The following is a 23,659-nucleotide window of genomic DNA, read 5'->3' on the forward strand; positions in this document are numbered from 1 at the left end:
GGAGCCGTCGTCGGCGACGGACCGTTCTTCCGGTGAGACGCCCGGCGGTGCGCGGTCGGTTGCCCTGGGCGCGGGTTCGGCTGGATCTGAGCGGTCGGGCGGGTCCGGGGAGGGCGGCGGCTCCGGGGCCGGTGGTCCTGGGGGCGCCGGTGGCCCGGAGGATCACGGTGGCTCCGGGGGCGCCGGAGCGGTGGCTGATTCCGAGGGGGGCGAGCCCGGCGGGAAGGGCGACGCCCGGCTCCGGAACGCCGTCGCGGCCTGGGTGTCCGGTGGTGGAGCGGAGGCCGCCGACGGGGCGGAATCCGCGAACGGTACGGAAGTTGTCGGCAAGGCGGACGAGGGTGACGTGGCAGAACGGGACGGGGTGTCCGAGGTGACCGGGGGGTCCGGCGGAGCGCGTGGGGGGTCCACTGTGGCGGGTGGGTCCGAGGCGTCCGGGGTGTCCGGGGCGTCCGGTGGGAGCGGGGCGTCCGGCGAGGGCGGGGCGGCAGGGCCCGGTCGGCGGGAGCCCGATCAGGCCACGGCCGTCTTCAAGCTGCCGAAGCGGCCGGTCGAGCCTGTCGACCAGGCGACGACGACGCTGAAGCGCGCCGACCTGCCCGCGGGGGCGGAGTCCGTTGCTGAGGCGGGCGGCTCCTCGGAGGCCGAGGCCTCTTCCGGGGGCGATGTCCCGTCCGGGGCGGAGGCGGCGGTGCCCGCGGCCCGTGGTGGCGAGGAGCAGGATGCCGCGGCCATATCCGGTGCGGGGGGCGAGGGGGCCGGCTCCGGGGAGTCCGACGCGGCCGGTGCCGGTGCCGGTGCCGGTGCCGAGGCGGAGGCCGAGGAGGCCGCCGCGCCCGCACAGGAGCCCGCTGAGGCGCCGGAGGCGGCTCCGGGCGCCGCGGGGCGGGAGCGCGCCGGAGAGGACGAGCAGGAGGGCGCCACGTCCGCGGACGGTGCCACGTCCGCGGAGGGCGTCACGTCCGCGGAGGGCGTCACGTCCGCCGAGGCCGCCGGGCCCGCGGAGGAGCGGGGAGCCGCGAAGCCGGAGGCGGAGGACGAGCCCGCCGCGCCCGCCGAGCCCGTAGCCGAGACGGCGAAGGCGGCCGAGACGGCGAAGGCCGCGGGAGCTGCGAAGGCGGCCGGAACCGCGAAGGCGGCAGAGGCCGCGAAGGCGACCGGAACCAAGACGCCGGAGCCGAAGCAAGACGGCGAACCGAAGCAAGACGGCGAACCGGAACAGGCCGACCAGCCGCAGCGAGCCGACCAGTCGGACAAGGCGGCGCAGGAGAAGCAGGCAGCGCAGGAAAAGCAGGCAACGGAGGAGAAGAAGGCAAAGCCGGAAAAGGCGGCAGAACCGGAGGAAGGGGAAGACCGAAAGGCGGAACCCGCCTTGGCAGCCCCCGAAGCCGCGAAGTCGAAGTCGACCGCCCCGGAAGCCGCGAAGCCGACCGCCCCGGAAGCGAAGTCGGCCTCCCCGGAAGCCGCGAAGCCGACCGCCCCCGCCGACCCCGAGCGAACCACCATGCTCCGCGCGCTCAAGGACCCGAAGCAGACCGAGGGCCCGAAGCGCACCGAGGACCCGGAGCAGGCGAAGGCTCCCGAGCGGACCGAGGACCCCAAGCAGGCCAAGGCCCCCGGGCAGACCGGCGATTCGGCGCGGGCGAGGACCCCCGAGGCTCCCGCCGACCCCGAGCGCACCAGCAAGTTCGTCGCGCTCAAGGACGTCGACGCGCCCCGCCTTCCCGCCGCGGGTGCCGCACTGCCGCCCGCCGCTCCGCGGCAGCCGGGGACGGACCGCACGGGAGCCCCGCAGTCGGCGCCCCGCCCGGCCGACCCCGACCCCGACGGTCTGGTGGGCCGAACCCGGCAGCAGCCCCTGCCGCCGAGGCCGCCGCTGGATCTGCTGGCCGAGCTGACGAACACCCCGCCGCCGCCGGAGACGCCGATGCGTACCGCGGTGCGCAGGGTGAAGGTCTGGACGCCGCTGGTGCTTCTGCTGCTCGTCGCGTTCGCGGTCGCACAGTATCTGCGGCCGCTGCCCGAGCCGGCGCTCGCGCTCACCGCCGAGGACACCTTCGCCTTCGGCGGGGAGAAGCCGGACCTGCCCTGGCCCAGCCAGGGCCAGGCCGCGATGGAGGTCGACGGGATCGGTGACTTCGGTGCCTCCGGCGCGCAGAAGCCGGTGCCGATCGCCAGTGTGGCCAAGGTGATGACCGCGTACGTCATCCTGCGCGACCACCCGGTGAAGAAGGGCACCGACGGCCCGCTGATCACCATGGACAAGCAGGCCGAGGACGACGCCGCGAAGTCCTCCGAGGGCGAGTCCACGGTGGACGTGCACGAGGGGCAGCGGATCACCGAGCGGGAGGCGATCCAGGCGATCATGATCGCTTCCGCGAACAACATCGCCCGGCAGCTGGCCCGCTGGGACTCCGGCGGCTCGGAGAAGGCCTTCGTCAAGAAGATGAACGCCGCCGCCGAGGACCTCGGCATGAAGAACACCACCTACACCGACCCCTCGGGCCTGACCGCGAGCACCGTGAGTACGGCCCGGGACCAGGTGAAGCTGGGCAGGAAGGCGATGGAGAACCCGCTCTTCCGCGAGGTCGTCAGCATGTCCTCGTACAAGGACGTGAACGGCAAGAAGCAGGACAACTGGAACCGGCTGGTGCCGGTGAACGGCGTCATGGGCATCAAGACCGGGACGACCACCAAGGCGGGCGGCAATCTGCTCTTCGCCGCCACCAAGGAGGTCGGCGGCACCCGCCAGACCGTCATCGGGGCGGTGCTCGCGCAGCCCGCGGACAGCAGCGACAACTCGATCCTCACCGGTGCCCTCAAGGCGGGCGACGCGCTCATGCAGGCCGCCCGCGGGGTCCTGGAGACGAAGACGGTGGTCCGCAAGGGCGATGTCGTCGGCGCGGTGGACGACGGACTCGGCGGGACCACCCCGGTCGTCGCCACCCGCGACGTCAGCGCGGTGGGCTGGCCGGGACTCACGGTCGAGCTGAAGATCGCCGACGACGGCAGGACGGTGCCGCACACCGCGGACCAGGGCACCGAGGTCGGCGTGCTGCGGGTCGGGGACGGCACCGCGGGCGCCGTCGAGGTGCCGGTCGCCCTCCAGGAGGACCTCGCCGAACCCGGCTTCGGCGCGAAGCTGACCAGAATCAGCTGAGAGTCGCCGTCCGGCGGGGACCGCGGGTTCCGCCCCCGGACGACGGCGGGGCAGGCCTCACCCGATCGGGCGACACCGCCCCCGTACCGTCCCACCAGGTACGGGGGCCCGGCCCGGGAGCCCGCCGGGCCTTCGGGCCGCCCCCGCGGGCAGGCCGACCGCCCGGTTCCGGCGGGGCGGCCCGTGCTAGCGTCGCGAGACCGGGGGCAGCAGACCGGGGTGCTCCCGGGCGCGGTGTGGTGGGGCGACCACATCGAGGGCCCAGGCGGCCCCGCCGAGACTGATTACGGGGAGTTCCTCCAGTGGCCACTGCGGAGCCGACGCGGGCCGACGGCGCCGATCCGGACAAGGAACCGGACGCCGGCGCGCGAATAGTGCTACCCGCCCAGCGGGACAGCGAGAAGGACGGCCGGTCCCGCGGCAGACCGGTCTGGCTGGAGTGGCTGTGCGCCCGGCCGATCCTGTACGTCACCGTGGTCGCCGGTGTGCTGCACATCGTGTGGTTCTTCGTCTTCGCCAACAGCGGCGGCGACCTCGCCGCCCAGGACGCCTGGGCCGAGTTCGTGGGCCGCCACCCGGACTCCGCGTACAACCTCGCCTGGTACGGCGGGATGCACCCGGTCTCGTACAGCGTGGTCTCGCCGTATCTGATGTCGGTGTTCGGCGTGCGCACCACGATGATGGTCGCGGGCACCCTCTCGGCGACCCTCCTCACCCTCGTCCTGGTGCGCAGCCGGGTGGTCTCCCGGGTGCTGCCGCCCGCCTTCCTCGGCGTCTTCGGACTGGTCTGCAACGCCATCTCGGGCCGGGTGACCTACGGACTCGGCACCCTGTTCGCCCTCGCCGCCGTCGCGGTGGTCTTCTGCTGGCCGCACCGCTGGCGCCGCCGCCGCTGGGCCAAGGCGCTGCTCGCCGCCCCGCTCGCGGGCATCGCCACCGCGGCCTCGCCGGTCGCGGGGCTGTTCGTGGGCCTGGTCGCGGTCGCCCTGTTCCTGCAGAAGCGGCGGCCGGGCGCCTGGGCGCTGGGGATCGCGCCCACCGTCGTGGTCGGCCTGTCCGCCTGGCTGTTCCCCTTCTCGGGCACCCAGCCGATGGACGTGATCGCCGCCGGGCCGCCGCTGCTGTGCTCGCTGATCGTGGCGTGGGGCGTGCCCAAGGACTGGAAGACGGTACGGGTCACGGCCTGGGTCTACGCCCTCGCGGTGCTGCTGACCTGGGTGATCAGCTCGCAGATCGGCTCCAATGTGACCCGGCTCGGGATGGTCTTCGGCGGGGCGGTGCTGCTGGCCGCGCTGCCGTTCATCGAGCCCCGTACCCGCCGCTGGTACATCGTCAGCTTCGGCGTCTTCGGCTTCGTGGTCTGGATCGCCATCAAGACCATCATCGACATCATCCACACCACGCCCGCCGCCTCCTGGGCCCGCGAGCTGGCCCCGCTGGTGCACCACCTGGAGGAGGAGGGCGCCGACAAGGGCCGCGTCGAGGTGGTGCCGACCCGCAGCCACCGCGAGGCCTCCGCGCTCGCGCCGTACGTGAACCTCGCCCGCGGCTGGAACCGCCAGGCGGACATGGAGCGCAACCCGCTCTTCTACGACGACACCCTCAACTCGGCCAACTACCACGAGTGGCTCCAGCGCTGGGCCGTGCACTTCATCGTGCTGCCCAAGGACTCCCTGGACGGCACCAGCGGCCCGCGCGAACGCGAGCTGATCCTGCGCGGCCAGCCCTATCTGAAGCTGCTGTGGGGCGACAAGAACTGGCAGCTGTACGAGGTCACCGACCCGGCGCCGCTCGCCGAGCCCCCGGCCAGCGTCACCCGCGCCGACCAGGGCGAGCTGACCGTCGAGGTCGAGCGGGCGGGCCGGGTGCTGATCCGCATCCCGTACTCGCCCTGGCTCGGGCTGGTCAACGAGAACGGCAAGAGCCTCAAGGCGCCGCAGGAGACCCCGGCCTCCAAGGACCGCGGGGACGGCGAGCCCAAGGAGTACCGGAACACCAACGGCTGCCTGATGGAGGCCGAGGAGGACGCGGCCGGCGACAAGTGGACCGAACTCCTCGCCCCCGGCCCCGGTGTCTACCGCCTCGCCGCCCCCTACCAGCTGCCGCGCGGGACGCCCTGCCCGGAGGAACTGCGCTGAGCCCGCGGCCGGGAAGCCGCCCCGGCCGGGAGCGGCCCGCGCCCGGCGGGCGGTCCCGGCGGGCGTCGGGCGGCCCCGCTGAGCCTCAGGCGGTGGGCAGCACCTTCTCCACCGCCGAGCGGATCTCGGCGGACTCCGGTTCCGTCTGCGGGGCGAAGCGGGCGCTGACCGTGCCGTCGGGGGCGATCAGGAACTTCTCGAAGTTCCAGCGGATGTCGCCGCGGTGGCCGTCCGCGTCGGCGGTGTCCACCAGGCGCGTGTAGAGCGGGTGCCGCCCCTCGCCGTTGACCTCGATCTTCTCGGTCAGCGGGAAGGTGACCCCGTAGGTCGCGGAGCAGAACTCGGCGATCTCCTCGGCGCTGCCCGGCTCCTGGCCCATGAACTGGTTGCAGGGCACCCCGAGGACGGTGAACCCGTGGGGGGCGTAGCGCTCGTGGAGCCGTTCCAGGCCCTCGTACTGGGGGGTGAGTCCGCAGCGGGAGGCCACGTTCACGATCAGTACGGCCCGGCCCCGGTACTGCCCGAGGTCGGCGGCGCCCCCGCGCAGCGCGCCGATCTCCACGTCGTGGACGCCGGGCCGGGCGGTGCCCGTCCCGTCCGCGGTGTGCGCGCCCTGGGCCTCGTTCGCATCGTTGGCTGACATGCCCCGGATGCTACTGGCCGAGGAAGGAGCGCGGCGGGGCAGGTTCCCCGGCGCCGGGCGTCCCGCCGGTGCCGGGTGCCCGGTAGCCGGGGTCCGCCTCCTCGTCCTCGTCGAGGGCCCCGCTGCCGTACAGGCCCTCCACCCAGTTGGCCTGGTAGACGGTGTCGAGGTAGCGCTCGCCGAGGTCGGGGGCGATGGCCACCGCGGTGAGGTCCTCGGCCCGGTGCCGCTCCAGCCAGTCCATGGCGCCGCTGACCACGGTGCCGGTGGAGCCGCCGAAGAGGAAGCCGCGCCGGGCCAGGCGGTGGCAGGTGCGGATGGTCTCCGCCTCCTCGACGCGTACGGCCTCGTCGACCAGGGACTCGTCGAGCAGCGGCGGGCGCACGCTCATCCCCAGGCCCGGGATCATCCGGCGCCCGGGCGGCCCCCCGAAGCTGACCGAGCCGACGCTGTCCACCGCCACGATCCGCACCGGCCGCTCCGCCTCGCGGAACCAGCGGGCGCAGCCCATCAGGGTGCCGGTGGTGCCCGCGCCGACGAAGAGCACGTCCAGGTCGGGGAACTCCTGCGCGATGGCCGGAGCCGTACGGGCGTAGTGGGCCTGCCAGTTGGCCGGGTTGGTGTACTGGCTGAGCCAGACGCAGCGCTCGTCACGGGCGCAGAGGTCGCGGATGAAGTCGAGGCGGGCCCCGAGGTAGCCGCTGCCCGACTCGCCGCCGGAGACCAGGTGCACCTGGCTGCCGAGGGCCTTCATCAGCAGCCGGGTGGTCAGGTTGCAGCGGGGGTCCGTCACGCACAGGAAGCGGTAGCCCTTGCTGGCGGCGATCATGCTCAGCGCGACGCCGAGGTTGCCCGAGGAGGACTCGACCAGGATCGACTCCGGTGTCAGCACTCCGTCCCGTTCGGCGGCCTCCACCATCGCGTTCGCGGCCTTCAGCTTGATCGAGCCGGAGAAGTTGAAGCCCTCGCACTTGAGGAACAGCGGATGGGCGCACAGGGACCGCAGATCGACGTAGAGGTCTTCCTCGTTGAAGGCTTGGGGAGCGGAAATGACAGGCACGATGGTCTCCTCCAGGGGCGGAGCGCCCTCGGTTCGACCGTCCGGTCCCGGCGGGACGGAGGTCCGGCCGGACCCGGCGGTACGGGCGGGCTGGGCTACGGGTGGTGGTCGGGCACGGCCTGCCTCCTCTCGCCTGCCGGTTTCCGGACGGTCCCCCGACTCCTCAGCCGTGTCTGCGCAGTTCGTGGAAGAAGCTGTCGATGACCTGGAGCTCCCCGGAGCGGGCCACCTCCTCGTAGACGTACTTGCCGACCGCGAGGTCGAGCACCCCGAGCCCGAACGGCGAGAACACCGCGGGCCGGTCCGCGGGCACCCGCACCCGCCCGGCGATGACGTCGTCGAGGGTGCCGGTGAGGAAGTCCCGGTTGCCGGTGCGCTCCTCGGTCAGCTGGGTCGAGGTGGCGGCCCGCTGGCAGTGCTCGACGTCGTCGACGATGTTGGCCGAGGCGAGCAGCACCTCGGGGGCCAGATCCCGCAGCGAGACGTGCAGGACCACCGGGTGGTGCGCGAACCAGCCGGGCTCGGTGACATGCGGCTCGGCGGCGACCGTGGCGAAGACCACCAGGTCGCTGGTGCGGATCAGCTCCTCGGCGCTCTCGTGCACGGTGACCCGGCCGGCGGCACCGGACTGCTCCAGGTACGTACGGAATCCGGCGGCGCTGCCCGCGGACAGGTCGTGGACGCCGAGTTCCTCGAAGGACCAGCCGGTGCCGGCCAGGAAGGTGTGGATGTAGCGGGCGATCAGGCCCGCCCCCACGAAGCCGATCCGCACCGGCCGGGGCCGCCCGCGGCTGAGCCGGTCGGCCGCGGACGCCGCCGAGGCGGCGGTCCTGGTCGCGCTGATGATGGAGCTCTCCAGGCAGGCGAAGGGGTAGCCGGTGGCCTGGTCGTTGAGGATCAGCACGGCCGAGGCGCGCGGGATCCCGGCGCGTACGTTCCCCGGGAAGCTGGAGATCCACTTCACCCCGTCCACCTCGCCGCCGATCGAGGCGGGCAGCGCGATGATCCGCGAGGAGCGGCGGTCGGGGAACCGCAGGAAGGAGGACGGCGGGTTCACCGAGGCCCCGGCGGCGTGCAGCCGGTAGGTCTCCTCGACCACGGCCACGATCTCCGCCTCGCGGCCCCGCAGCGCCTCGTGGACCTGGGCGCCGGGGATGACGGCGAAGCTGGGGACGTCGGGCAGCTCCTCGGCCGCGGCGGGCGCGGTGACGGGGGCGGTGGTACGGGCGGCGGTGCGGGCGGTCGTCATGGGAACCTCACCTCGGCTGTGGGCGCGCAGTCGGCCAGACGCACCGGGCCGCCCATGGCCACGACCACGTCCCGCGGTCCTTCGTAGGGCTCCCGGCTGTGCGCGGCGCGGATGTTGTCGACGAGCAGCAGGTCGCCGCGCTGCCAGGGGCGGCGCAGGGTGTGCGCGGCGTAGACCTGGTTGAGGGTGTCCACGGTGTGCTCGTCGATCGGATCGCCGTTCCCGTGGCGGGTGTTGAAGGGCAGCCCCTCGGGGCCGTACTCCTCGATCAGGTACTCGCGCACCTCGGGGGCCATCGTCCACTCGTTGAGGAAGGCGATCTGGTTGAACCAGCAGGCCCGGCCGCTGACCGGATGGCGCACGACGGCGCTGCGGTGCTGGCGGGTGCGGAGCGAACCGTCCGGCTGCCAGGCGCAGTCGACGGCCTGGGCGCGGCAGTAGCGCTCGATGGCCGCGGGGTCCTCGGTGCCGAAGGCCTCGGTCAGGGAGGCGCCGATCTCGTTGTTGTAGCTGCGGGTGAGCAGCCAGCCTTCGCGCGCGAAGCGCTCGGTCAGCGCGGCGGGCAGCGCGTCGAGCACCGCGGCCGCGTCGGCCACCCCGGTCGCGCCGCCGCTCTCGGGGGCGCTGAGGCAGGCGAAGAGCAGCAGCCCGGGGAACTCCAGGGTGTAGCTCAGCTCGTGGTGCATGCACATCGGCTGGTTCGGCGGCCACTTCACGGAGGAGTAGACGCCCTCGCGGTACCTCTGCCGGGGGGCGAAGGCCTCCCGCTCGGCCACCGGGGCGGCGTCCAGGGCGCCGAGGACCGCGGCGGCCTCCTCGGGCCCGCCGAGGGCGAGTCCGCGCACCATGACGGCGCCGTGCGCGACGACCGCGGCCGACAGCTCGTCCCGCTGCCCGGCCACCCAACGCGCCGCGTCCGCACCGGAGTCGGCGTACACCAGCGGTGGTTCGCCGGGGCGCTCCCGTTCGAGGAGCGCGGCGGGGAGTGAGGACGACATCATGTGCTCCTTTCCGTCCCGGGGGTTCCGGGGGCCGGTCGCTGCGGCTGCGGCTGCTGATCCGGCTGTGGCTGTGGCTGTGACGGGGACGGCTGCGGCGCGCGCCGCCGCCCGCGTGCGTCGACGAGTGCGGCCAGGTCGGCGAGGACCGGGTACTCGGTGAGGTCCCGCAGCGAGACCTCCCGGTCGAGGGAGATCGCCAGCCGCACGCCGGTGAGCGAGGTGCCGCCCAGCCCGAAGAAGTCGTCCCGCCGCCCGATCCGCGCCCGCGGGACGCCGAGCACCTCGGCCCAGGCGGCGGCCAGCCGCTCCTCGGTACGGGAGCCGGGGGCGACCGGGCCGGAACCCGGACCTGGACCCGTACCCGTATCCGTACCGGCTCCGGAGTCGGCCTCGGAGTCGGCCTCGGCTTCGGGTACGGGGTCGGCGTCGGGTACGGGTACGGGGCCGGATTCGGGTACGGAGTCGAGGTGCTCGGCGCGGGTCGTGAGCGCCCCCCGGTCGGTCTTGCCGTTGGCGGTCAGCGGCAGGGCGTCCAGCCAGCGGAAGGCGGCGGGCACCATATACGCGGGCAGCGTCTCGGCGAGACGGGCCCGCAGTGCCTCCGGGGCGAGCGGGTGCGGCCCGGCGCAGAAGGCGATCAGGCGCTGCCCCTGCCCGGCCGGGGGCGAGACCACCACCGCGGTGTCCCGCACACCCGGCGTCCGCAGCAGTGCGCTCTCGATCTCGCCGATCTCGATCCGGAAGCCCCGGATCTTGACCTGGCTGTCCCGGCGGCCGAGGAACTCCAGCGTGCCGCCGGGCCGCCAGCGCCCGAAGTCACCGCCCTGGTACAGCCGTTCGCCCGCGCGGTACGGGTCGGCGGTGTACGCCGCCGCGGTGCGCTCCGGGTCGCCCACGTACCCGCGGCCCACGCAGACCCCGGAGAACACCAGGGCACCGGGGGCGCCGAGCGGCACGGGGGCCAGCCGTTCGTCGACGACATAGACCCGGGCATTGCGCACCGGCCGCCCGATGGGCACGCGGTCGCCCTCCGGCACCCGGTCCATGATCTCGTGGTTGGTGTCGTCGGAGGTCTCGGTGAGCCCGTAGGCGTTGACCAGCCGGACCCCGGGCCGGGCGGCGAACCACCGCTCGACCAGTTCCCTGCGCAGCGCCTCGCCGGTCACCGACACACAGCGCAGATCGGGGAGCCGGCGCGGATTCCGCTCCAGGGCGGACAGCACGACCTCCAGGTAGGAGGGCACCACCTGGAGCACGTTGACCCGCCCCCGGACGAGCGTGTCGAGGAACTCCTCCACATCCAGGACCACTTGCTGCGGTACGAGCAGCGTCCGGCCGCCCGCCAGCGGCCCGGCGAGCAGCTGCCACAGCGAGATGTCGAAGCACTGCGGCGCGGTCTGCGCGACGACATCGCCCTCGCCGATCCCCAAGTCCCCTGTCTTGGCCAGGAGATGGTTGAGCATGCCCGCGTGCTCGCACATGGCGCCCTTGGGCTCGCCGGTCGAACCGGAGGTGAAGTAGAGGTAGGCGAGATCGTCCGGGGCCACCCGGATGCCGGGGTCGCTGTCCTTGTGGCTCTCCTCGTCCGCCTCCCCGAGGGACAGCACCCGGAGCCCGGGCACCGTCTCCCGGGCGCGCGTCAGGGCGGCGGTGGCGCCGGGCGCGCTCAGCACGAGACGGCAGGAGGCGCGGCCGAGCATGGTGGCCACCCGCTCGGCCGGGAAGTGCGGCTCGACGGGCAGATAGGCGCCACCGGCCTTGAACACCGCGAGGACCGCGGCCATCCACTCCGGTGTGCGCTCCGCGACCACCGCGACGACCTCCTGCCGCCGCAGGCCCGCGTCGAGCAGCGCGTGCGCCAGCCGGTTGGCCCGCCGGTTCAGCTCCCGGTACGTCAACTCCCGGGCGCCGCACACCGCGACGACCTCCTCCGGGCGCTCCCGTACCCGCTCCTCGAACAGCTCGTGGAACCGCTGATCCGGCAACTCCCGCTCCGGCCCGGCGAGTCCGTAGAGCTGGAGATCCAACTCCTCGGCGGACAGCAGGCTTTGGCGCTCATGTGCCGCCTCCGGATCGCCGGTGAGGAGGGCGAGCGCGGTGCGGTGGTATCCGGCGATCCGCGCGGCGGCTTCTTCGTCCAGTACGTCGGTCCGGTAGCGCAGGCGCAAGGTCCAGGCGGGGGCGTCGAGTTGGGGCGAGTGGGGCTGGTGGGGCGGCCGGAGGAGAGTGAGGGAGAGGACGGTGGCCGGGGCGAGAGGGGGTTCTCGGTCCTCGGCCGACGGGTTGTTGCCTGCCTGGTCGCTCGCTGTCTGGTCGCTGCCTGCGGGGTTGTTGCTTGCGAGGCTGCTGTCCGCCGGGAGGGTGCCTCCCGGGGAGATGCCCGTCGGGTCGAGGATGGTCTCCGGGGCGGGTGCCAACTGGCTGTACTCAGCCTCCTGTTGGCCGTCCTGCCGCCGGTCGTCCCGACGCCGGTGATCCGAGGGGGCCGCGGCCCGTCCCGCTTCCGTGACCCGTGCTGCTTCCGAGACCCGTCCCGCTTCCGAGACCCGTGCCGTCTCCCGGATCAGCGACCGCCAGGAGCCGTCCGCCACGGTCAGGCGAAGGGGTACCGGCGGGCCTCCCGGGTGGTCGACGCAGCCGGTCGTCACCTCGCGTCCGCCGGTGAGTGCGGCGAGCACCTTGGCATGGGCGGCGAGCAGCACCGCACCGGGGGCCGTCCCCTCCGACTCGGCCAACTTCCGTACGGAGGTGATGAGTTCGCCGGACAGTGGTGCGTCCAGGTGCGCGGTCCCGGGGGCGGGGGCGCGGGTCCAGCGGGGAATGGTGGCCGTCATGGCTGCTGCCTCCGCTCGCCGTCGGCGTCCCCCGGAAGGGGCTGGACCCCGTCCTGCGGGAAGGGCCGGGCCGGGTTGCCGCCCCACAGCGCGTGCCGCGGTACCGTCTCGCCCTTCATCAGGAAGGAGTCGGGGGCCAGTTCCGCGCCGTCGCCGAGCGCGATGCCGTAGTGCGCGAAGGCGCCGACCCCGAGGGTGCAGCCGGAACCGATCGCCACGCGGTCGGACTTGAAGGTGCCGTCCTCCTGCGAGTGGCACTGGACGACGCTTCCGGCGTTGAGCGTGCAGCCGTCGCCGATGCTGACCATCGTCCGCTCGGTCAGCGAGCAGCCGTCGTCGAAGACCCGCCGCCCGATCCGGACCCCGAGCACGCGCCAGACGAGGCTCTTGTACGGGGTGCCGTTGAAGAGCCGCAGATAGGTCTCCGAGGGCACCTTCCAGTACCGCTCGCGGCGCCAGAAGCGGATGTCGTAGATCGAGCAGAACAGCGGGCGCAGCGCGTGCCGCGCGGTCACGATCCGCTCGACGAGGACGTAGTACACGGCGGTGAAGAGCACCACCAGGACGTTGCCGAGCGCGATCGCGAGTGCGCCGAAGGCGGTGTACAGCTCCGCGGCGCCCGAGACGAGCAGCGTGATCCCGAAGAAGTGCAGCCACCGCACCAGCAGATACAGCGCCATGGTGGCCGCGTTGTGCCGGTTCTTGGCGGGCAGCAGGCTCTCCAGCTCCTCGCCGCTCTTCAGCCGGTCGAAGCTGCTGTCCCGCTGGACGGACCGCGGTATCTCGAAGGCGGGCGAGCCGAGCAGCCCGACCCCCTCCCGTACGGGCCCGTCCACCGGGACCATGACCTTCGTCGCCAGCAGGCAGTTCTCGCCCGTCCTGCCCCGCGTCGGGTAGGTGATCCGGTTGCCGAGGAAGTTGCGGGGCCCGATGGCCACCGGCGCCACCCGGAAGGAGCTGCTGGAGAAGTCGGCGTTGGCGATCGAGAGCCCGTCGGCCACCATCGTGCCGGTCCCCACGGTGCTCAGATACGGCGTCTCGTGGCGGACGTCGGTGCCGAAGTTGGAGCCGGTCTGCTGGACGCGGGAGAGGTCGTATCCGAGGTAGCGCAGATAGTGCACGATGCCGGAGCTGTCGCCGAACAGCCGGGTCAGAAAGCGCCGGTTGGTGGCGAGCATGATCAGGCGGTGCGCCGCGTAGTGGTAGCCGTAGAGCGGATAGACCCGGCCGGGGCGGACGGTGCGGCCGAGCAGCCGGGGAAGCGTGGCCACCAGGAGCACGCCGAGCAGGGTGGTGCCGAAGAAGAGCAGCAGGGAGGCGGCGAGCGCCTCGCCGTAGAAGACCCAGCCGGTGAGCGCGGTCGCCCCCGGTTCGAGGGCCGCGTTCAGCTGCGGGACCTCGGCGAGCAGGATGCCCGCGCCGCCGACCGCGAGGGGGACGTACACCAGCAGGGCGGCGAGCAGTTGCAGCAGGCTGTGCAGCGCCCTGCGCCGGGTGCCGCACTCTGCCGGGTCCAGCGGCAGGAAGTCGGCGTCGCCGCGCTGGGCCGGGGAGCCGTGCCAGTGCTCGCCGTCGGGGACCGCCTGCCCGCGGTGCAGCGAGGAGGCGTGGCCGAGCTGGGCGCGGTCGCCCATCGTGGTCCCGATGTCGAGGACGGTGGCCTCGCTGACCACCGCGTCCCGGCCGAGGACGACGGCACCGGTCTGGATCACCCCGTCCCGGGCCCGGTAGCAGCTGAGGAAGGAGTCCTTGCGGATGACCGTGCCGGCGCCCACCGTGAGCAGGTCGGTGCAGACCGGCAGGTTGCGGGTGAAGACGCTGACGCCCTTGCCGACGCGGGCACCGAGCGCCCGGAGGTAGAGCACGTAGAGCGGCGAACCCACGAAGAGCACCAGCGGGTTGGATCTCACCAGGGTCTTCACGGTCCAGAAGCGCACATAGTCCAGGCTCCAGACCCGGATCTCCCGCGGCTTCCACCGCCCGACCAGCAGCCACTTCAGGGCAATCGGCAGCCCGCACAGGGCGAGGAAGGCCCCGGTGCCGACGGCCACCGCCCGCAGATAGGCCTCGACGGCACCGGCACCCGCGGAGATCCACTCGTACCCCTGGACCGCCACGACCGCGACCACACAGGAGTAGCCGAGAAACGCGAGGAGTTGCAGGGCTCCGCAGAGGAGGTAGTGGGGGGTGTTGGTGCGGGGCGTGCGGGGTGGGGGGTCGGGTTTCGCCGGGGGTGCGGGGGGTGCTGAGGTGTCGTCGGGTGCTGTCGTGGCTGTGGCTGTGGCTGTGTTTGCGGCTGTGCCCGTCGCCGTCGCCGTCGCTGCTCTTGTTGGTGCTGTGGTGGGGGCGGGCGCGGGGGGCTCGGTGGTCTCGCTCGTCGCGGCGGTCCGGATGCTCGTGGCGGTCTCGGTCGGCTCGGCGATCCCACGGGCTTCCGCGACCTCGGTGGTCTCACCGCTCCCGGTGGCCTGCGGCGTGGGGGCAGGTACGGGGGTGGGTACGGGGGCGGCGAGAGCGTCCGCGAGTGCGCCGACCGTGGGGTACTTGTAGACGTCCCGCATCGACACCTGCGGCAGGTCGCCCCGCTTCCGGACCCGTGCGCAGAAGTGCGCCATCACCAGGGAGTCCGCACCCAACTCCTCGAAGAAGTTACTGTCAGCCGCCACTTCGTCCACGTGCAGCACCTCGGCGAGCACTGCGGCGAACTCCCTCTCCGCGTTACCGAGTTGTGCGCCGTCGTCCGCCGGGGGCGGGGGGCCGTCCGTCCGTTCGTACCGGGCTTCGTCTCGTAGACCCGCGTCTACGCCTGCGGACTCGCCCTCGGCTCGTACGTCCGGGGCTTCGTCTCGTACGCCTACGGCCTCGTCCTCGGCGGGGACGTACTGACCGTCGCCCTCTGCTTGTGTCTGCTCTGTCCGATGTATCGGCTGTATCGACTGGGCGTCTTCGAACGATGCCTGCGAAGTGGTGGGGCCGCTGCCGGCCGAGGAGGGTTCCTCCCGGTCGGCGGGCAGCACTTCGACTGGCTTTCCCCTCATGTGCGCTCCCTGAACGGTTCCGGCGCTTCGTGCCGGGTGCGAGGCGTTGGCCGGGCCTCTGCGCTCCTCCGGTACCGACCCGTGCGGGCGACTCGTGAGGTGGACGGTGCGCCGGGCGCGGGGGCGGCTCGGCCCGAAGGAAGGCCGATGCCGTCCCTCGCACGCTCGGATCTCGCCGCGGTCGGACGTCATGACCTTGATTCGATACTGCAGCAGGTCCGGATTGACCGCTTTGCGAACTGTCTCTACTTCTGAAAAGCCATCTCGAACTCCGGACAGCACTCGCTCGACCAGCAACGGAACATCACTCGGGCATATGCGAAAAGCCCATCGAACTGCTCCGGGGGCTGCTGCCCCCACTCCGGTAAGGCCGACGATCCCTATTTCTGCGGACGGCCCCGCCAGCCCGCCACGCCCTGATCACCACCCGCTACACTGTCCGCGGTGGCGCAGACCTCACCGTCCGCGAGCACCACAAGACTGCCGGGAACAGACCCCCGATCCGCCCACCTCCGGGCGACCTCGGAGACCTACCCGACAGACCCCGCCTTCGTAGCTCAGGGGATAGAGCACCGCTCTCCTAAAGCGGGTGTCGCAGGTTCGAATCCTGCCGGGGGCACCAGGCATAAGGCCCCGGACCGATCATGGTCCGGGGCCTTCTTGTGGTCTCCCCACTCCTGAAAACCCGCACCCGCCGCAGCCGGCCTTCCGAGCTCAGCGGCGCAGACGCTCCCTCTTCGGCCGAGGGCCCGCCCAGGAGGGCAACCTGGATCAGTCTGGATGGCGCCGCCTGCCGTCTGGACGCACCGGACGAGGCCTGCTGAGTCGAGCCCGTCACCGTCCGGCTGCGGTCTGGCTGGCCCTCCATTCAGGAGCCTCGGGCGTGTCCTGGAACTCCAGGAGGTGCTGTCCGGCGAACCGCTGCAGGGCGGCGCGTACGTCTGCCGGTGTGACGTAGAAGAACTCCCGGCGCAGGTTTACCCGGTTGACGCGGCGGGACTCGAACTCCTGGTGCAGGCGGCGTTCCAGGCCGACGGCGTCCTCACTGAAGATCAGGGCGTGCACGTCGAAGCGGAAGGGGACAGACGCGTCCCCGAGTTCGATGACGCGGTCCATGGGATCGAGGCGCCGGGTCATGCCGATCTTGACCATGCGTTCGCCGAACGCCCCGACGTTGGAGATGACGTAGACGTATCCGGCCCGGATGTTGGCCTCGCGGGCCTCGACCGCCTCCAGTTCGGCGCCCAACTCGGCGAGCTTTCCTTCGAGTTCGGCGATGGCGGCCTCATCGCCGGTGCCGGAGCGCAGGCGGCGCAGGGCGCCCTCGTAGTGGCTGCGTTCCTTCTCCAGCCGCTGCCGCTCGCGCTCGATCTCGCGCTGCATGCGTTCCTCTTCGCGCTGCTGGGCTCGTAGCTCCCGCTGCTCCTCCCGCTCGGTCTCCTTCCTCACCAGGTAGTCCGCCGTCAGCTCCAACTCCTGGACCCGCAACTGGTGGTAGTCGTCGCCGATGCGGATCTGCATGGTGGCGCCGAGCCGGGCGATCGACTCCCGCGTCTTGCCGAGCCGGTCGATCAGCGAGTCGAGCCGGTGCGGCTTCATGCCGCGCACCGCGTTGTCCGCCTCCGCGTTGTACGCGCGCAGCATCAGCTTGGAGAAGTCACGGACCATCTTGCGGCCCTTGGCAGCTGAGCCGTCCACCATCCAGTACTGGTTCCCGAGCACTGCCCGATCGTCCTTCGCCAACTGTTTGTAGCGGGCCTTGAGACCGTCGAGCCGGTCCTTGTAGGCGAGCGTGTCGGCGAGCGGATGGCGGTATTCGTAAATGCCTGCCTCTTGCAGCATCCGCGTCTCATCGGTGAGCACCAGATCCCGGCGCGCGGCCGTGAGGCGCTGTTCGGCCTCCACCGTCTGGCGAGCTATGGCGTCGGCTTGGCGGCGCACATCGACCAGGGACTGCGCGGCGCTCTCCGCGGCGTGCTCCACCTTCTCGTCGAGGAGAGCGTCGATCCGTCCGATCTCCTGGAGCTTCTCTTCATGCGCGCGGCGCAGTCGCTGCTGCTCGGCGGCTATCTGAGCGCTGTCGGCTCCGATGAGACGACTTAACTGCTCCGTCAGCTGACGGTTGTCTTCCTGCAGCCCGCTTACCTGTGTCTCCCGCAGCGCCAGCTCGCCCGCCAGACGCGCCGCCTCGGACTCCGCTTGCTTGCGGCGTCGGCCGAACAGACCCCCGCTTGTGGTCGTGACCGTCGCCTGGGGGCCGTAGGGGGACTGCTGAGGAACGGATGCGCTCGGCTGCGGCGCGGCCTCGTCCGGGATCCAGATCTGCCAGCCTGGGGGTGTGGGCCATGCGGGATCCGGTTCCCAGCCCGGTGGCGGGCTCCATCCCTCCGGCGGGGCGGGCCAGGTGGGCGGCGGGTTGAACCGGTAGGTCATGGGGCAACGACTCCTGTCGCGAGGGCGAGAGACGGCCGGCATAACCCCGATGCCGCCCTGCAGCCGGCGGGCCGAGTCGAACGTACTCGGCCTTGTGGGCCTTCGTCCTGCCCTCTCCTGTTCTCGGCCTCCCGGCAGTGGGTCCGACGAGGTGGACAGGCGGCAGGGAGCCGATGGACTCCGGCCGCTGTCAGGACGGCCCTTCGCCGGTCGAACGCGGTCATGGCGGAGCTACCCCAGGTCACGACCCGAAACGCAAGCGGGCAGTGGCGCCTCCCAACTCGCCGGACGAGTCGATGCTTTCGGCGGGGGCCAGTCGGCACGAGCGGTGCGACACAGCCGCGCAGGACGCCGGGACGGCCGCGGTACTCACCCCCGCCTGCTCACCCGCACCCGGTACTCCCCGTCCCCGCCCCCCTTGCTCACCGAGATGCGGACGCCGGTGCTCGGGTCGGTGAAGGTCTGGCCGGGGGTGTAGGCGGCGTCGGAGAGTTCGGCGTGGACGTTGGGGCTGCGGGTGCAGCCGCCGCTGTCCTCGGTGGCGTCGGAGACGGCGATCGGGCCGTGGCCGGTGTCCACGTCGGCGTCGACGCGGTAGACGAGGACGCCGGGGCGGCAGACGGAGGCGTCGTTGCCGCCGCGGACGTGGACCTCGGCGGCGTAGCCCGCGGTGCCGCTGACGGGGACGAAGACCATCTTCTTGCCGCCGGAGCGGGAGAGCGGGCCGAGGGTGTGGTCGCTGGTGCCGGGGGAGGAGGCGCAGTCGACCTGCTTGTCGTCGAGCCAGCCGAGCTTCCACTTGTGCCAGCCGAGGAGGTCGTTGTCGGCGCCCCAGTCCTCGCTCATGATGTCCCAGTGGCCGGCCGCCCCGCCGCCGTCCTGGGTGTAGAGGTCGGGCAGGCCGAAGGTGTGGCTGTTCTCGTGCGGCAGCACCCGGTAGCCGGTCTCCGCGTAGGAGCCGGAGCCGTCGTCCTGGCGGCTGTAGACGAACGAGGTGTTGGAGAGCGGTATGCCGTCGGCGACCGGCGCCTCCCGGTTGCCCGCGAAGGTGACCGACAGGACGGTGTCCAGGGCGGAGGGGCCCGCGTTGGGCGTCGCGATGATGTTGACGATGTCGTAGTCGCGGAAGTCCACCTCGGGGTCGGCGGCCTTCACGATGTCGTCGACGAGGCCGCGGTAGCCCGGGTCGAAGGGCGCGCCGCGCTCTATCCCGTACTGCTTGAAGGGCTTGGGCATGCGCAGCCAGTGCGGTACGGGGGCGGCCGGGCGGTAGTCGAGGCGGCCGTAGGAGCTGGTGCGGAACCACTCCTGGGTCTGCGGGAAGAACTCGGCGAGGCGGTCCAGGGCGCTGCCCTCGCCGCGGGCGTCGGGGAAGTCGACCATCAGGTTCAGGGCGTGCACGGTGCCGGTGGCGCGGGCGTAGCCGGGGCCGGTCGGGATGCCCTCGGACATCTGGACCCCGCTGGAGCCCTTGATCATGCAGGGGCCGAGGGCGGCGCCCCTGGCCTGGGCCACCGGGCCCGCGGCGGTGGCCGAGTCCGCGAGGAGCCGGCCCGCGCTGGCGGAGGTGGTCGCCGCGAGGACGAATGCGCTGAGGGCGGCGAGGGCGGAGGTGCGGCGGGCGCCGCGTATCCGGCTGCTGCTCATGCGTGCGCCTTCCGCTCCGCGGCAGCCCGCGGCCCGGCTGCGCCCTGTGCTCAGCCTGTTTCGGAGCGGGGCCGGGGCGCGCGCTGAGTGCCGCCGATCGTGGGTTTCCGCCGGTCCGGGATGCGGGGCGGTACGGGGTGTGGTGGGCGGCGGGCGGGTGTGCTCGGACCGGGAGGAGCCGGGTCGGGGCCGGGGTGAGGACCGGGGCGAGGAGGGGGCGGGGGCCGGGGTGAGGCAGGTCACAGGCGGCGGGGAATTACCGGGGGGTCGTTCCCCGTTTAGCAGGGTGTCCGGATGAAGCGGGGACTCGATCCCCGGATCGCGGACCACCGCAGCAGAGCGACCGAGAAGTGAGGAGTACGCCGTGAGCACCGCAGCCCAGACGCAGCGCCGGGGGACCCGGCCGAGGGCGGATGCCCTGCGCAACCGGGAGCGGATCGTCACGGCCGCCCGCGAGATGTTCGTCGAACTCGGCGCCGAGGCCGCCCTCGACGAGGTCGCGCGTCGGGCGGGTCTCGGGAATGCTACGCTTTACCGGCATTTCCCGGATCGTTCGGCGCTGATGCACGCCGTCTTCCTGGAGGTCATGGGGAACGTCGAAGGACTCGCGCGGGAGCTGCTCGCCGAGACCGACGACGACACCGCCGCCGCGCGGAACGGGGCCGACGAAGACCCCGGCGGGGCGGATGCCTTCGGAGCGCTCCGGCGTTTCGCGCATGGTGCCGCCGCCGAGCGGATCGGGGCCCTCTGCTCTCTGCGCTTCACGGACTTCGACCAGAACCACCCGGATCTCGTGGCCGCCCGTGCCCGCATCAACGCCGATGTGGAAGCACTCATGGAGCGGGCGCGCGCGGCGGGGCAGCTGCGCACCGACGTCACCGTCGAGGATCTCCTGGTCGCCCTCGCCCACCTCTCCAGGCCGCTGCCCGGCACCGTCTGCCTGGACCTCGACGCGTACTTCCGCCGCCACCTGGAGATCTTCCTCGACGGTCTCAGGGCGCCCGCGCACTCCGAACTCCCCGGTGCGCCCGCCTCCTTGGGGGTGCCCCCGGGCGCCTGAGCGGAACGATCCGCCGCGGCGCCCCCCGGCTCTCCCCTCCCGACCACGACCCCGACCGTCCTCCCCGAGCCACCCCTTCCGACCGACCCCGAACTCCCGAACCGATACGAACGACGAGCGACGAACGAACCCGAGCCTCCCCTCTCTCCTTCCTCTTTCCCTCTCTCCTCTTCTTCCTTCAGCCTTCGCGCGCCGTGACCGGGGCCTCTGACGCCCTGATCCGGCCCGGCCGAGCCCATCCGACCGGTGTCGTGGGCCCGTCCTGCCAGTTTTCCGACCGCAATTCCGTACCGACTCGTACCAACAGGTGGATTCCGTCATGTCCCACACCCACGCCTCCCCGGCCTCCGCGGGCTCGGCCCCCGGACCCCTTCCCGATCCGAAGCGCTGGAAGGCGCTCGTCTTCATCGCCCTCGCGCAGCTCATGGTGGTCCTCGACGCGACCATCGTGAACATCGCGCTGCCCTCGGCCCAGCAGGACCTCGGCATCTCCGACGGCAACCGCCAGTGGGTCATCACGGCGTACGCGCTGGCCTTCGGCGGACTGCTCCTCTTCGGCGGCCGTATCGCCGACCTCTGGGGCCGCAAGCGCACCTTCGTCACCGGACTGATCGGCTTCGCCGCCGCCTCCGCGATCGGCGGTGCGGCGCAGGGCGAGGCGATGATGCTCGGCGCCCGCGCCCTGCAGGGTGTCTTCGGCGCGCTGCTCGCCCCGGCCGCGCTCTCGCTGCTCGCGGTGATGTTCACCGACGCCAAGGAGCGCGCCAAGGCCTTCGGCATCTACGGGGCGATCGCCGGTGGCGGTGGCGCCGTCGGCCTGATCCTCGGCGGTTTCCTCACCGAGTACCTGGACTGGCGCTGGACCTTCTTCGTGAACATCCCGTTCGCGGTGGTCGCCGCGATCGGCGCCTACTTCGTCATCAGCGACCCCGCGGGCAGCCGCAACCGCTCGCCGCTCGACGTGCCCGGCGTGGTCCTGTCCACCCTCGGCCTGGTCTCGCTCGTCTACGGCTTCACCCGCGCCGAGTCCGACGGCTGGACCGACTCGGTCACCCTCGGCCTGTTCGTCGCCTCGGCGGCGCTGCTCGCCCTGTTCATCCTGGTCGAGTCCCGGGTGAAGGCGCCGCTGCTGCCGCTGCGCGTCCTGACCGAGCGCAACCGCGGCGGGATCTACCTCTCGCTGGGCCTCGCCATCATCGGAATGTTCGGCCTGTTCCTCTTCCTCACCTACTACCTGCAGGTCGTGAAGGGGTACTCGCCGGTCAAGACCGGCTTCGCCTTCCTGCCGATGATCGCCGGCATGATCACGGGCTCCACGCAGATCGGCGCCCGCCTGATGACCCGGATCCCGCCGCGCCTGCTGATGGGCCCCGGCTTCCTGGTCGCCGCCCTCGGCATGCTGATCCTGACGCAGCTGGAGGTCGGTTCCTCCTACGCCTCGCTGCTGCTGCCCGGTCAGCTGCTGCTCGGCCTCGGCATGGGTACCGCCTTCATGCCCGCGATGTCGCTGGCCACGCACGGGGTGGAGCCGCGTGACTCCGGTGTCGCCTCCGCGATGGTCAACACCTCTCAGCAGGTGGGCGGCGCCATCGGCACCGCGCTCCTGAACACCATCGCCGCCTCCGCGACCACCTCGTACGTCAAGGACCACCTCGCCTCGACGCCGCGGAACCGGCCCGCCCAGGAGCTGATGCAGCTGGACGGACTGGTCAGCGGCTACACCACGGCGATCTGGGTCGCGGTGGGCATCCTGCTCGCGGCCTCGCTGATCGCGGCGACCTTCGTCAACGCCGGTGTCCCGCAGGCCGCCACGACCACCGGGGACGGCGTCGAGGACGAGGTGAAGATCCCCGTCGTCGCGCACTGAGCGGCGCCCGCGCGCGGTAGGGCCCGCGCACGGTGGGCGAGGCGGGTCAGCGGAGCCAGGGCAGGTCCGCGTCCGCCTCGTCCGGCTGGAGTCCCTCGGCGATGATCTCCATGATCTCGCCGAGGGACTTCTGCTGTCCGGGGCTGAGCCGGTCGAAGAGCGCCTGCCGTACGGCGCCCACATGCCCGGGGGCGGACCGGCGCAGCACCTCCCGGCCGTCCTCGCTCAGCACCGCGAACTGCCCGCGCTTGTCGGAGGGGCAGTCCTCCCGGACCATCCAGCCGCGCTGCTCCAGCCGGGCCGCGGCGTGCGAGAGCCGGGAACGGGTGATCTTGAGATTCTTCGCCAGCTGGGTCATCCGCAGCCGCCGCCGGGGAGCCTGGGAGAGGTGCACGAGTATCGCGTAGTAGAGGTGCGGCATCCCGGCGTCGCGTTGGAGCTGCCGGTCGAGATGGTCCTCCAGGAGGGTCGTGGCCTGCAGATAGGTGAGCCAGAGGTGCCGTTCGGAGTCGTCGAGCCAGCGCGGCTCGGGTCCGGGCGCGGGTGCCGGTGCGGATGCGGGGTCCATGGGCACCACTGTACGAAATGGTTTATTGAACTTTGTACTGAATGTGCGTACGGTGGGAAAGTCATTGCTTGAGAGTTAAACTATCAAGGTGTCGGCCGGGTGCGACAGCCGAGTACGGCGATCGAGGCCGAAGAACCTGGAGGGTGCGCCATGGTGGCAGGGGGAAGTCCGGCCGGTACGGCGGAGCGGATGCCGGCGCTCTACCTCAGCCATGGCGCGCCGCCGCTCGCCGACGACCCGCTGTGGCCCGGCCAGCTCGCCGACTGGGCGGCGCGGCTGCCGCGCCCCAAGGCGATCCTGATGGTCTCGGCGCACTGGGAGGAGTCCCCGCTCGCCCTCGGCGCCACCGTGACCCGCCCGCTCGTCCACGACTTCACCGGCTTCGCCCCGCACTACTACCGGGTCCGCTACGAGGCGCCCGGCGCGCCCCGACTCGCCGCCGCGGTACGGGCCCTGCTCGGCGGCAGCGGCACCCCCGTGCAGGACGTGCCGGAGCGCGGCCTCGACCACGGCGCCTATGTCCCGCTGGTCGAGATGTATCCGGACGCCGACATCCCCGTGCTCCAGATCTCGCTGCCCACCCTGGAACCGGGGCGCCTGATGGAGATCGGCCGGCGGCTCGCCCCGCTGCGCGAGGAGGGCGTCCTCCTGGTCGGCAGCGGCTTCTTCACCCACAACCTCGCCGCGCTGCGGCACCGGGGAATCCCTTCCTGGTCCACGGAGTTCGACGATTGGGGCCACCGCGCGCTCGCGGCGGCCGACGTGGACGCGCTCCTCGACTTCCGGCACACCGCCCCCGCCGGGCAGCTCGCGCATCCGCGTACGGAGCACTTCGCGCCGCTGTTCGTGACGCTGGGCGCGGCGGAGGCCTTCGGTGAACTCGGCTCCCAGCGCAGCGTGATCGACGGATTCTGGCTGGGGCTCGCCAAGCGGTCGGTGCAGTTCGGGTAGGCGGGTCCCT

Annotated in this window: 14 protein-coding genes and 1 tRNA gene; 6 read left to right on the top strand and 9 right to left on the bottom strand. The window is 72.3% G+C overall.

All coding sequences use genetic code 11. The annotated features are described in order from the left end of the window. Positions 1-439 precede the first annotated feature (439 nt). Positions 440-3,160 (top strand): D-alanyl-D-alanine carboxypeptidase, encoded by a 2,721-nt coding sequence (locus HFV08_RS19140; protein ID WP_312885715.1) that lies wholly within the window; start codon positions 440-442, stop codon positions 3,158-3,160. Between the two features lie 302 nt (positions 3,161-3,462). Further along, complete coding sequence (locus HFV08_RS19145) at positions 3,463-5,298, top strand: DUF8823 domain-containing protein (protein WP_168540947.1); 1,836 nt, start codon at positions 3,463-3,465, stop codon at positions 5,296-5,298. A gap of 85 nt (positions 5,299-5,383) precedes the next feature. Here the strand turns inward: HFV08_RS19145 and HFV08_RS19150 are convergent, their stop codons facing one another. The 6 genes from HFV08_RS19150 to HFV08_RS19175 form a co-directional block, all read right to left on the bottom strand. Continuing rightward, positions 5,384-5,941: a glutathione peroxidase gene (locus HFV08_RS19150; protein WP_168540948.1), complete on the bottom strand. Its 558-nt coding sequence runs from the start codon at positions 5,939-5,941 to the stop codon at positions 5,384-5,386. Positions 5,942-5,951: 10 nt separating this feature from the next. After that, positions 5,952-7,001 carry a 2,3-diaminopropionate biosynthesis protein SbnA gene (gene sbnA, locus HFV08_RS19155; RefSeq protein ID WP_168540949.1) on the bottom strand — a complete coding sequence of 350 codons (1,050 nt, stop codon included), beginning with the start codon at positions 6,999-7,001 and terminating at the stop codon, positions 5,952-5,954. 163 nt (positions 7,002-7,164) lie between these two features. After that, complete coding sequence (sbnB, locus tag HFV08_RS19160) at positions 7,165-8,250, bottom strand: 2,3-diaminopropionate biosynthesis protein SbnB (protein ID WP_168540950.1); 1,086 nt, start codon at positions 8,248-8,250, stop codon at positions 7,165-7,167. Further along, a complete protein-coding gene (locus HFV08_RS19165) occupies positions 8,247-9,248 on the bottom strand; it encodes a TauD/TfdA family dioxygenase (RefSeq protein WP_168540951.1) in 1,002 nt (333 codons plus the stop codon). The genes sbnB and HFV08_RS19165 overlap by 4 nt, the downstream gene beginning before the upstream one ends. After that, entirely contained in the window at positions 9,248-12,085 is a 2,838-nt protein-coding gene (locus HFV08_RS19170; RefSeq protein ID WP_168540952.1) for a non-ribosomal peptide synthetase family protein, read from the bottom strand. The genes HFV08_RS19165 and HFV08_RS19170 overlap by 1 nt, the downstream gene beginning before the upstream one ends. Then, positions 12,082-14,781 carry a Pls/PosA family non-ribosomal peptide synthetase gene (locus HFV08_RS19175; protein ID WP_312885717.1) on the bottom strand — a complete coding sequence of 900 codons (2,700 nt, stop codon included), beginning with the start codon at positions 14,779-14,781 and terminating at the stop codon, positions 12,082-12,084. The genes HFV08_RS19170 and HFV08_RS19175 overlap by 4 nt, the downstream gene beginning before the upstream one ends. An 888-nt stretch (positions 14,782-15,669) precedes the next feature. Between HFV08_RS19175 and HFV08_RS19185 the strand changes: the two genes are divergently transcribed. Continuing rightward, positions 15,670-15,745 (top strand) — tRNA-Arg (locus HFV08_RS19185). A 212-nt stretch (positions 15,746-15,957) separates the two neighbouring features. Here HFV08_RS19185 and HFV08_RS19190 read toward each other — a convergent pair. Both HFV08_RS19190 and HFV08_RS19195 read right to left on the bottom strand, forming a co-directional pair. Then, entirely contained in the window at positions 15,958-17,556 is a 1,599-nt protein-coding gene (locus tag HFV08_RS19190) for an SNIPE associated domain-containing protein (protein WP_246341871.1), read from the bottom strand. Positions 17,557-17,925: 369 nt separating this feature from the next. Beyond that, positions 17,926-19,203, bottom strand: a complete 1,278-nt coding sequence (locus HFV08_RS19195) for a M6 family metalloprotease domain-containing protein (RefSeq protein WP_168540953.1) — start codon at positions 19,201-19,203, stop codon at positions 17,926-17,928. 364 nt (positions 19,204-19,567) lie between these two features. On the opposite strand from HFV08_RS19195, the gene HFV08_RS19200 reads away from it, so the two are divergent. Both HFV08_RS19200 and HFV08_RS19205 read left to right on the top strand, forming a co-directional pair. After that, a complete protein-coding gene (locus tag HFV08_RS19200) occupies positions 19,568-20,263 on the top strand; it encodes a TetR/AcrR family transcriptional regulator (RefSeq protein WP_168540954.1) in 696 nt (231 codons plus the stop codon). 319 nt (positions 20,264-20,582) lie between these two features. Continuing rightward, positions 20,583-22,130, top strand: a complete 1,548-nt coding sequence (locus HFV08_RS19205; protein ID WP_168540955.1) for an MFS transporter — start codon at positions 20,583-20,585, stop codon at positions 22,128-22,130. A gap of 46 nt (positions 22,131-22,176) precedes the next feature. Here HFV08_RS19205 and HFV08_RS19210 read toward each other — a convergent pair whose 3' ends face one another. Further along, positions 22,177-22,698, bottom strand: a complete 522-nt coding sequence (locus HFV08_RS19210) for a MarR family winged helix-turn-helix transcriptional regulator (protein WP_168540956.1) — start codon at positions 22,696-22,698, stop codon at positions 22,177-22,179. 189 nt (positions 22,699-22,887) lie between these two features. Between HFV08_RS19210 and HFV08_RS19215 the strand changes: the two genes are divergently transcribed. Then, entirely contained in the window at positions 22,888-23,649 is a 762-nt protein-coding gene (locus HFV08_RS19215; RefSeq protein WP_168541025.1) for a dioxygenase family protein, read from the top strand. Positions 23,650-23,659: the final 10 nt, after the last annotated feature.

The sequence above is a fragment of the Streptomyces physcomitrii genome (assembly GCF_012273655.1).
GTDB lineage: Bacteria > Actinomycetota > Actinomycetes > Streptomycetales > Streptomycetaceae > Streptomyces > Streptomyces physcomitrii.